Source organism: Bacillus sp. LL01 (assembly GCF_001037965.1).
In genome coordinates, this window is the sequence record NZ_LFEL01000039.1 from 1 (window position 1) to 10,200 (window position 10,200).

At 39.9% G+C, this 10,200-nt stretch carries 11 protein-coding genes; 3 read left to right on the forward strand and 8 right to left on the reverse strand.

The features are described from left to right. The 3 genes from AB685_RS22870 to AB685_RS22880 form a co-directional block, all read right to left on the reverse strand. A partial coding sequence (locus AB685_RS22870; RefSeq protein ID WP_047972887.1) for a DUF4097 family beta strand repeat-containing protein occupies nucleotides 1-671 on the reverse strand: 671 nt, incomplete at its 3' end. A gap of 123 nt (nucleotides 672-794) precedes the next feature. Beyond that, a complete protein-coding gene (locus AB685_RS22875; protein ID WP_047972888.1) occupies nucleotides 795-1,445 on the reverse strand; it encodes a PspA/IM30 family protein in 651 nt (216 codons plus the stop codon). A 31-nt stretch (nucleotides 1,446-1,476) separates the two neighbouring features. Continuing rightward, the gene (locus AB685_RS22880; protein WP_241773366.1) at nucleotides 1,477-1,860 is read right to left on the reverse strand and encodes a hypothetical protein; all 384 of its coding nucleotides are present in this window, start codon (nucleotides 1,858-1,860) and stop codon (nucleotides 1,477-1,479) included. A 272-nt stretch (nucleotides 1,861-2,132) separates the two neighbouring features. Between AB685_RS22880 and AB685_RS22885 the strand changes: the two genes are divergently transcribed. Further along, nucleotides 2,133-2,849: a cytochrome c biogenesis CcdA family protein gene (locus AB685_RS22885; RefSeq protein ID WP_047972890.1), complete on the forward strand. Its 717-nt coding sequence runs from the start codon at nucleotides 2,133-2,135 to the stop codon at nucleotides 2,847-2,849. Between the two features lie 16 nt (nucleotides 2,850-2,865). Here the strand turns inward: AB685_RS22885 and AB685_RS22890 are convergent, their stop codons facing one another. From AB685_RS22890 to AB685_RS22910, 5 genes are all read right to left on the reverse strand, one after another. Further along, the gene (locus AB685_RS22890; protein ID WP_047972891.1) at nucleotides 2,866-3,612 is read right to left on the reverse strand and encodes an EcsC family protein; all 747 of its coding nucleotides are present in this window, start codon (nucleotides 3,610-3,612) and stop codon (nucleotides 2,866-2,868) included. Between the two features lie 54 nt (nucleotides 3,613-3,666). Continuing rightward, on the reverse strand, nucleotides 3,667-4,875 hold the full coding sequence (locus AB685_RS22895) for an ABC transporter permease (protein WP_241773367.1): 1,209 nt from the start codon (nucleotides 4,873-4,875) through the stop codon (nucleotides 3,667-3,669). A gap of 8 nt (nucleotides 4,876-4,883) precedes the next feature. Next, the gene (locus AB685_RS22900; protein WP_047972893.1) at nucleotides 4,884-5,627 is read right to left on the reverse strand and encodes an ABC transporter ATP-binding protein; all 744 of its coding nucleotides are present in this window, start codon (nucleotides 5,625-5,627) and stop codon (nucleotides 4,884-4,886) included. A gap of 120 nt (nucleotides 5,628-5,747) precedes the next feature. After that, the gene (locus AB685_RS22905) at nucleotides 5,748-6,248 is read right to left on the reverse strand and encodes a PCYCGC motif-containing (lipo)protein (protein ID WP_047972894.1); all 501 of its coding nucleotides are present in this window, start codon (nucleotides 6,246-6,248) and stop codon (nucleotides 5,748-5,750) included. 567 nt (nucleotides 6,249-6,815) lie between these two features. Beyond that, nucleotides 6,816-8,402, reverse strand: a complete 1,587-nt coding sequence (locus AB685_RS22910) for a long-chain-fatty-acid--CoA ligase (protein ID WP_047972895.1) — start codon at nucleotides 8,400-8,402, stop codon at nucleotides 6,816-6,818. A gap of 184 nt (nucleotides 8,403-8,586) precedes the next feature. Between AB685_RS22910 and AB685_RS22915 the strand changes: the two genes are divergently transcribed. Both AB685_RS22915 and serC read left to right on the forward strand, forming a co-directional pair. Beyond that, nucleotides 8,587-9,021, forward strand: a complete 435-nt coding sequence (locus AB685_RS22915) for an HIT family protein (RefSeq protein ID WP_047972896.1) — start codon at nucleotides 8,587-8,589, stop codon at nucleotides 9,019-9,021. A 142-nt stretch (nucleotides 9,022-9,163) separates the two neighbouring features. Beyond that, nucleotides 9,164-10,200, forward strand: a 1,037-nt coding sequence (gene serC / locus AB685_RS22920; protein WP_047972897.1) for a 3-phosphoserine/phosphohydroxythreonine transaminase, incomplete at its 3' end; no start/stop codon positions are given.

Sequence of the window (10,200 nt, forward strand, 5' to 3'; positions counted from 1 at the left end):
ACGGTTTTGAGATGGGCGTCTTGATTACCATCTGTATATGTTACCAAAATATCTCCGGAAACGGTATCGAGATCTATGTCTCCTTCTATTCCTCCAATCTCTATATCCCCTGAGACTGTTTTAGCTGCCGCCTGCCCTCCCATAAAGGAGTCTACTACCACATTTCCTGAAGTTGAGCTGAGAATAGCTTGAATAGCATTAATCTCAGTGGCTTCAATGTCCCCAGATGTGGTCCGGAAATGAAGATCACCCACTAATAATCGAGTATGACTATAAACATCCCCTGACACTGTTTTGATCTCAAGTTCATCAAGATGTTGCTCTGGAATAAACACAATCATTTCTGTTTCTGGTCTAGGATTAAAAAAAGGAAGCGAAAAGCGATTTCCTTCTACCATTTTCACGGTTATGCGGTCCCCTCGTTCATCAAAAATCAGATCCTGATTTCTTTGTTTTTCTTCTACTTCAACGATTAATTCATTGCCCTCGGCCTTCTCAATTCGAATATCAATACTCGTACTCTCTAAAAGTAAGTGATGAGTTTCTTGAAGATCGATTCTTACCTCTTCTAGCTTTTCTCCACTACTAGAAGTGGAAAAACACGAACCAAGAGTAGAAAGAAAGACAATTAGACCGACGACCATTAAAGTGACTCCAGCTAGTTTTTTCATACAAACCTCCCCCTACGTCCCCTTATACACCCATAAAGTATATAGAAATTTTTTCCTTCAGCCAATGAAAAATCGATTTCATTTGAAAGAAAGCAAGGGCTCCCCCTTGCTTTATGCTTATGCTTAAGATTGTTTATCTAGCTTTTCTTTTAAAAGACGCAGTTCTGCTTCAACTTCAATTTCATGTTCCTCGTGGAGGTTTTTGCTTGTTTGACTAGAATACTTATAGGCTTTTTCCTCTGACCTCATCACTTGATCATCTAAATGTTCAAACTCTTCTTCAAGATCTAACATATAGGACCTAGGCTTCAACGCCTTCATATGCTCACCCTTTTTTGTACCTTGTAAACGCAGCGATAATTCGATCTTTTTCTCACGTAGTTGTATATGCTGATCCTTTAGCTTCTCAAGCTCTACTTCATAGTGATGTTTTATTTCTGTACTTTTCTCTGTTAATTGATCATAACGGTTGAGCTGTTGTTCAAGATGCTTTTTGTCGACAAGAACCTTTTTAGCAAGTAATTCTTCTGCGGCTTTTAAAGCCTCAACAGCTTGCTGCTCTCTTCTTGTAATTAAACGCTCCGTCATTTGTTTGTCTCGATCTAGTGTTTCTCGTACATACCTTTGCTTTTGAATGTTTTGCTCTGCCTTTTTAATCGAAGCTTTCACATCACGAAGATGTTGCTTAATCATCATTTCAGGATTTTCAATACGATCTAGTCCCTCGTGAATCGATGCTTTTATAAAACGTTCCATTCTTTTTAATGCTGACATCTTATATTCCTCCCTAAGGTTTATATTCTATTTATTTGTTCATTAAACGATTAAACTCTTCATCAATCGATTCGTAGGGCGAACGCGCTTCCTCCACAAAATCTTCTTCATCACCGTCTTTAGCTGGTATCAGCAATTGATATCCTCCATATACGAGTAATACACCAATGGCCAAACTCACAACTCCTCCCATGCCTCCAAATAAGAGGACTGCACCTAAGGCAAGTAATGCTATGCTCGATACAGACCAGCCGACTTCCTGCCATTTTGAATACCCTAGATACATTAGCCATGCACCAATTACTAAGCMAATTACCCCTCCTAGATGAATCCCGACCATGCTAAGAAGCATACTTAATCCAATAAAAAGGAGTAAAATTCCTCCCAGTGCTTTACTTGTTCGTTTCACGATCATCCCTCCTTACTTGTTATTACTTCTATTGTAAGAAAAGACATACTTTCTGACCCCTTGCCGCAGCACGGTTTTCACTCCGCCTCAAGACTGATCTTTCTCTCCGACCTTTGTCACTTCAGTGAACAAATGCAAAATGAGTGAAAAACTATTTTTATTTGGTATATACTTTGAATCAACAGCTCAAAAATGATTTTTATGAGAAAGAATGAAATGATAGAATAGTTTTACTTGCTACTGCATGGACTAGTAGTAACGTAATGGAGGTGGCAAATATGTCTGAGGTGACAATTTGGCTTGCATTTTTAGCGGGGGTTGTTTCTTTTTTATCTCCTTGTATTTTCCCTTTGGTTCCAGCCTATCTTGCACAGCTAACTGGCTCTCAAGTAGAAGGCAACGCGGTCATGGCAGATCGCCGCTTAATCTTATCTAGAAGTATTGGATTTGTGATAGGGTTTACAAGTATCTTTTTATTACTCGGTGCATCTTCGACCTTTGTCGGGCAATTGTTCTGGTCAAACAGGCAGTTACTTGAGCAAATAGGGGGCATTATCATTGCGGTCTTTGGTTTACAAATGATGGGCGTGATCTCAATTCGTATGTTGATTAGTGAAAAGAAGCTATCAACAAAACCACGTAAAACAAAGAGCTTCGCAAGCTCTGTTTTACTCGGGTTCTTATTTGGAACAGGATGGTCGCCATGTATCGGCCTTGTGCTCTCATCTATTTTAATTATCGCAAGCCAAACTGATACGATGTGGACGGGTATGTTCATGCTCCTTATCTACTCCATTGGCTTAGGGATCCCATTTGTAGCAGTGGCGCTTCTATGGTCAAGATCTCTTGATAAAATGCGCCGTCTGAATAAATGGCTTCCTACGATCCAAAAGGTCAGCGGTGGAATTATGGTTGCTCTAGGTGTGTTATTATTCACTGGCCAATTCAGTGTCATTTCTGCCTACTTAGCTCGATTTGTACCATTTAATTTCTAATAAAAACGGAGCCGATCTAGTGATCAGCTCCGTTTTTTTCTTGTTCAAACATTCTTATTCTAAAACCATTCATCGCCGTTTCCCCTAAAATGTCAAGAAAATGATAATTAGCTGCCGCTCCGACAATCGCTCCAAATCCTGGGATCATCTGAAGCRTTTTTGGTAAATCAATATAATCTCGATACGTCAACTGAAAATCCTTCCAATCTACTTTTTCCATATACTCTCGCTTACTTGGAAGTTGATTATACTCATCTTCCCATTGGTCAATACGATTGAGTAATTCCACCCTCTTATCGCCGCTTGAGAATGCGAGTTGGAATAGAAGTARCACAAAGAGTCGCTCTCGATAATCTCTGACGTCATACCCATAAGTCGAAGCCACATCAAATAAGAATTTCATTTTGATTCCAAGGAGCAAAGGGAAATCTGCGAGGCCAAGAAAAATACCTCCAGCACCTGTACCTGCTCCCTCAGCAGCCGCTGTTCGTTTATAAGTCTTAATTAACTCTCTGACCTTTTCTTCTCTTTCCTCTAAGCTCACATCATAAAGGGGTTCTTTATTGGCTGTATGCTCTGATCCGGTTAATGTGACATGAACCATGTTTTTAATACTGTTAGTCACGACCGAATGAACGCGCTCTGGAATCATATTATTCATTTTCATTTGCCACTTTTTTGTGTAACGGCCAGCCATTGAAGGGCGTTTAAGCAATTTCCGTCTCCATCTAGCAACTTCTTCCTTGGCAGTTTCTTTGTACATCGATACACTCCTTTTACTAGTAGTTCTCCTTTTTAGTAAATGAGAAAAAACGACTTACCATGCCTGTTTTTTGCGACGATGAATCCACTTCGTACTCCCTACATAACTAAATCCAAGACCTATGACGAGTCCAATAACGGTAATCAAATAAGTTGAGGTGACAAGTAAAACTCCAGTTAAAACGCCTGTCATCACAAGTAACAATCTAAAGCTAATCGTAGTTAAAGCGTGATTTCGCCCTTCTTCTTCAATCGGATACAAATCAACCCACATATTTGTATCGTAATGAAACCATAAAGTCGATAGCTGCATCATGACCATATGCATGAACAATAGGAGAACTGCAATCTCCATCCAACCATTTGGTAAGATAGCGAGTAAAAAGCTTGCAACAAGGACTAATCTAAAATAGACACCTAAATAATCATTTGCACGAATAAACGTGCGCGCAAACAAATAATGATAAACACTCTTTTTATTTGCAGATAAGAATGGCAAAAGGCCATTTAAATACGAGCGACTTCTTACTTGTTCTTTTAACTGAGGGACATCCGTAAAAGCATTCGCAATCCGGTAAAAGAACATTAACATGCGTTGTTCCACATTGATTAAGTGGTCCCATTTAATCGATAACTTCTTCACAACCTTTTGATAATACACTACATAGAGCAACCCCATAATTAAAAGGACAGCTGCAAGATAAATAAAGTCAGCACCAGAGAATAAGAGATACGCGAACACTCCGTTTACAAAAAAACGCAAAAAGAAATGCGACATTCTTTCTTGATCACTTTGAAAACGTTGTTCCTGCCATGTACTCCCTACATTCCATGCTTTCACAACTAATAATAAGCCAAGCACGAACCAAAAGCTCCCTGCCGCATCCGTTAAGCGCAAAGCAAAAAGTGGCGCTAATACAATAAAGAGAACGGTCATCGTAAAGGCTTGCAAGATAAAGGAATAAATTTGTGACGATCTAAAATAACGATCAAGCTTCGTTTCATAAGGTAATAAAAAGACAACATCCGCCTGTTTTACAAAGGTTCGTATTCGTCCCCTTGTTAAAACAAGAGCAAAGACGATGGTAAACAGCCATAAAGAAGGAAATGACTCCGGCAACTCCTGAAGAAGCTGACTATAATAGAAGCTCCCAATCAAAATTAAAAAATAGACTGTAAATAAAAACCCACTATTTCCAATTAAGCGTAAGTACCTGATTGCTTCGTTCCAATAAGCACCTACCCTCTCTTTCCATAACGTCATTCCATCCCTCATACGATTTCTTCCTTCGTCATCTCAATGTAGATATCATCAAGTGTTGCATAAGGCATCTTTAGCTGTTGGCGCATTTCTTCGAGTGTCCCTGTTAAAACGACCTTGCCATAATGCAAAATTACAAACCGATCACAATAACGTTCTGCCGTCGCTAAAATATGCGTCGACATTAACACGCCCGCTCCACGTTTTCTCATATCAGCAATAAAATTTAAAAATGATTGAATACCAAGAGGATCAAGTCCTACAATAGGCTCATCCACTATATAAACGGGTGGTTCCACTAAAAAAGCACTCATAATCATTACTTTTTGACGCATTCCTTTCGAGAAATGACTAGGAAACCATTTTTTCATCCTCGTCATCTTAAATTCTTTAAGTAGTGACTCTGCACGTTCCTTAAATACGTCTTCCTCTATTCCATAAGCAAGTGCAGTTAATTCAAGATGCTCCCATAGCGTTAATTCATCATATAAAACCGGTGTTTCAGGTATGTATGCATAGGCACGAYGATACTCATTGGCATCTTCTTGAAAGGTTTTCCCTTCAATCGTCACCTTTCCATCATGTGGTTCTAGTAGGCCTAAAATATGTTTAATCGTCGTACTTTTACCAGCTCCATTAAGCCCGATTAAGCCAACAATCTCTTCTTCATTCACCGTAAAATTCACATTATGCAAGACTGGCTTTTTTGGATGATACCCACCAGTTAGGTTCTCGATCTTTAAACGCTGTTTCATTCAGTAGTCGCCTCCTTCGCTTCATTATCTTATCAAATTGAAGACTACCTTCTCCACCCTTACCCCAAAAACCTCTAAATAAAAGAGAAGAAGCAACCGACAATCGGCTACTTCTATCCATTAAGATGCAGATGGGTGAGGTGTATCAGTAGGCTCTGCATAGCCTTCTTTATATCGCTCATCAATCAAATCACGTATTTCATCAACAGAGGTTCCGTTATCATACAGCTCCATAGAAGCATGAGCAATCTCTAAACAAACGCCACACTTTGCCCCGTGGTCATCCCACACAACAGAGCCATCCTCGCCTCTTTCATGAATGAAGCAATCGAATGTACTACGGTGACCAACTGATTCACCACATCCACAATAACATGGTATATGCTCAAGTAAGTCTTGGTAATGAGGGGTACGTTCATAGATATCACCAATCGCCTCATGATGATTGGCTAAAAATGTAGGCAACTCCTCAGCTGCAGCTGTTTTTTCATGCAGATCTCCCATCACCATATTATGATTGGCATGATCTACCATAGCCTCTTCTTCCATATCATGACTCTGACAACCGACAACAGGAAATACAAGTAATATAAGCGCAAGGAAAAGTCCTAATTTTTTCATCTCACAAGCTCCTTTATCGAAGTTATTCCCCCGTATTATAGCACGACCCACCAACCAAAAAACCGCACAAAACTGTGAATAAAAAGAAAAGCGGAGAGGCTCGGTTAGGTATGAGGGCGGTGGAGCTTTGGCAATGAGAAGCGCTTTTTGCTTCGTTTGACAAAGTGAAGCGACCGATGACCTGAGCCACGCAACTAGACAAGAAAAGCGAAGGCGACTGGGTTGGCATGCGGATAAATAAGGGGGAGCAAGATGAAGTCGCTCTTTGACTTCATTTGATTCACCGTTTTTCCCCGCAGGACAAGGAGCCGCAGGGGGAACATCAGCAACTCGCTCATAAAATAGCGTTTCGCTCATATATTTTGAGGCTTGCACATCTATCAAGAATGGCGCACATATATCTGCTGTACCGCTCATATATCATCAACTTCGCACATAATTCTTTCGTACTCGCTCATATATCAATAATTTTGCACAAATCAACAAATCGTTATATATTAGCAGCCTTCAACAGACTATAACCACCATGAAAAACAGCCCCCACAAAGTGAGGGCTGTCGATTTTGATTAGTTAACCATTCTTGCTCCGTCTCCCCAATACTCTTTACGAATCTGCACCTTTTGAATTTTTCCTGATGCTGTTTTAGGAAGTGCTTCAGCGAACACAACGCTTTTTGGAGCTTTGAAATGAGCCATCTTGCTTCTTGCAAATTGGATCACTTCTTCCTCCGTTAACTGCTCCCCTTCACGTAGGACGACCACCGCATGAGGGACTTCTCCCCATTTTTCGTGAGGAACCGCAATAACAGCTGCCTCTAATACGGCTGGGTGCTCATATAATACACCTTCTACCTCAATCGAAGAAATGTTTTCGCCTCCACTAATAATGACATCCTTTTTACGGTCTACAATTTCCATGTAACCATTTTCGTCCACAGTTGCCATATCTCCTGTGTGAAGCCAACCCTCTCTGATCGTTTCATTCGTAGCGTCAGGATTTTTCCAGTAACCTTCCATCACTCCGTTGGCACGAACAACAATCTCACCAATGCTCTTACCATCAGCTACGACTGGCTCACCGTACTCGTTTACCACACGTAATTTTGAACCGATYATGGCATAGCCCGTTTTTGCTTTCAAACGCGCTTTTGCCGCATCATCGAGTGATTGTTGCTCAGAACGAATTTGGGAAGTAGTGACGAGTGGGCTTGTCTCAGTCATACCGTAAACTTGAATGAATTCCCACCCTAGCTCTTCTTCTACTCTTGTTACAAATGCTGGAGGCGGTGCAGAGCCGGCAATCACAACACGCATGTTTTTATTTTTCGGAACGTTTTCTTGTTTGGCATATTCAAGCAACATATTTAATACAGTTGGTGCCATATGGGCTACGGTCACATTATTCTCTTCGATTTTGTCAAAAATGGCTTTTGGATTAATCTTACGAAGCATTACTTGAGTTGCCCCATTGGCTGTGTAATAGAAAGGAGAACCCCAACCATTTACGTGGAACATAGGCAAGATGTGAATCAACTTATCTTGATCGCTTACGCGTAAATGATGTTGCGTACTTAATGCATGCAARTAATTACTGCGATGAGTTAACATGACGCCTTTAGGATTACCAGTTGTTCCACTCGTATAAAGAATATTAGCAAGATCTGTTTCTTCTAATGGAACACGATCAAAGGTCGTTGTTGGAAACTGACTGAGCCATCGCTCATATGATTGGCCCTTATCATGATCTTCATCTGCCCCATGAATGATAATCTTTTTAACGGTTTCAAGTTTATCTAATATTGGCTCTACTAAAGGGAACAGTTCATGGTCTACAAATAAAACTTGGCTCTCACTATGATTTAAAATAAATAAATAGTCCTCAGGCTTTAAACGAGTATTTAAAGAGGTCATGACTGCTCCTACTTGAAATACACCATAGAACCCCTCCAGCATTTCTTCTGAATTCGGTGCTAAATAGGCAATTTTATCACCCTTATTAATACCAAGTTCCGTTAAACCATGGGAAAGTTGTTGAACTCGTTCATTTAATTGCTTATATGTAAGCGTTCTCTTTTCACCGATAATAGCTGGCTTCGCTCCGTATAATTCCACGGCACGGTCTAGGAAATCAAGCAAAACTAAAGGTACATGCATAATCGTTCCTCCTGCGACTGATTTATTGTAATTTTCTAACTATATCATACCATATGTCCTAGTCTGTGCCAATAACAGAACAGTGAACGATGACTGTTACAAAACAGCTTAAGCAGTTGCGTCGAGCTCACTTGCTAAGATATAGTAGAAAAAAGAAAATAAACCCATTTGAAAGGATGATTCGATGTCTCATGATTCAAACTGTATCTTCTGTAAAATTATTAAAGGAGAAATTCCGGCTTCAAAAGTATATGAGGATGAGAAGGTCTTAGCCTTCATGGATATTAGCCAAGTAACAAAAGGTCACACATTGATCATCCCTAAAGCACATCAAGTGGATGTTTTTGAACTTGATACAGACGTTGCAAGTCACCTTTTTTCAGTCGTCCCTAAGCTTGCAAAAGCACTTAAAGCTACATACAAGCCAGAAGGTTTAAATATCGTGAATAATAATGGTGAAGTTGCAGGACAAACCGTCTTCCATTATCACGTTCATTTAATCCCACGTTACGGTAAAGGTGATGGATTTGGAGCAGTCTGGAAAGATCATAGCTCTGAGTATTCCCCGCCCCAATTACAAGAGATGGCAGCTGCTGTTTCAGCACATGTTACGAACTGACTTCCATAGTCAGTTCTTTTTTTCTGTAGATTCAGAAAATATCCTTACTTTCCCCTTCTTTTTTAAATAAATTATGGTACGATAATCGTATTAGATAGAAACATTACTGTGGTGCAGAACTAAAGGAGTGGAAGTAGAGCTTATGAGTAAAAAAGTGTATAACTTCAATGCAGGTCCATCAGCATTACCTAAATCTGTTTTAGAAACAGCTCAAAAAGAGTTAGTAAACTTTGAGGATAGTGGCATGTCCGTAATGGAACTTAGTCACCGCAGCAAAACGTACGAATCTGTTCACCAAGAAGCAAAAGAACTATTAAAAAAACTATTAAACATACCAGACAATTATCAAATTCTCTTCCTTCAAGGAGGAGCGAGCTTACAATTTTCAATGATCCCTATGAACCTGCTTAAAGAAGGTCAAAAAGCAAGCTATTTGATGAGTGGATCTTGGTCAGAAAAAGCCTTCAAGGAAGCTCAATTAATCGGTGAAGCAAGTATTGCCGCATCTACTAAAAATGAACAATATAAGTCAATTCCTTCGTTTGACTCATCTACCATTGAATCAACTGATGCTTATGTACACCTTACTTCAAACAATACAATTTATGGGACACAGTGGCAATCGTTCCCTGACACAAAAGATGTCCCTTTAATTGCAGACATGTCTAGTGATATTTTATCTCGTCCTCTTGACATCGAAAAATTCGGGCTAATTTATGYAGGAKCGCAAAAGAATTTAGGTCCATCTGGGGTAACAGTTGTCATTGTCAGAAAAGACTTATTAGAACAGGAAAATGACAATATTCCAACCATTTTACGCTACCAAACTCATGCAAAAGCAGACTCTCTTTACCACACACCTCCAACGTTTGCGATCTACATGCTTCGTAACGTTTTAAGATGGGTGCAAGATCAAGGTGGTGCTTTGGCTATCCAAGAACAGAACGAAAAGAAGGCAAACTTACTTTATGAAGCAATCGACCAAAGTAATGGCTTCTACACAGGACACGCTACAAAAGAAAGTCGTTCACGAATGAATGTTACCTTCACTCTTCCTAACGAAGACTTAACGAAAGCGTTCTTGAATGAAGCTGCTGATAAAGGATTTGTTGGTTTAGGAGGTCACCGCTCTGTAGGCGGTTGTCGCGCTTCTATTTATAATGCTGTCCCTCTTGAAGC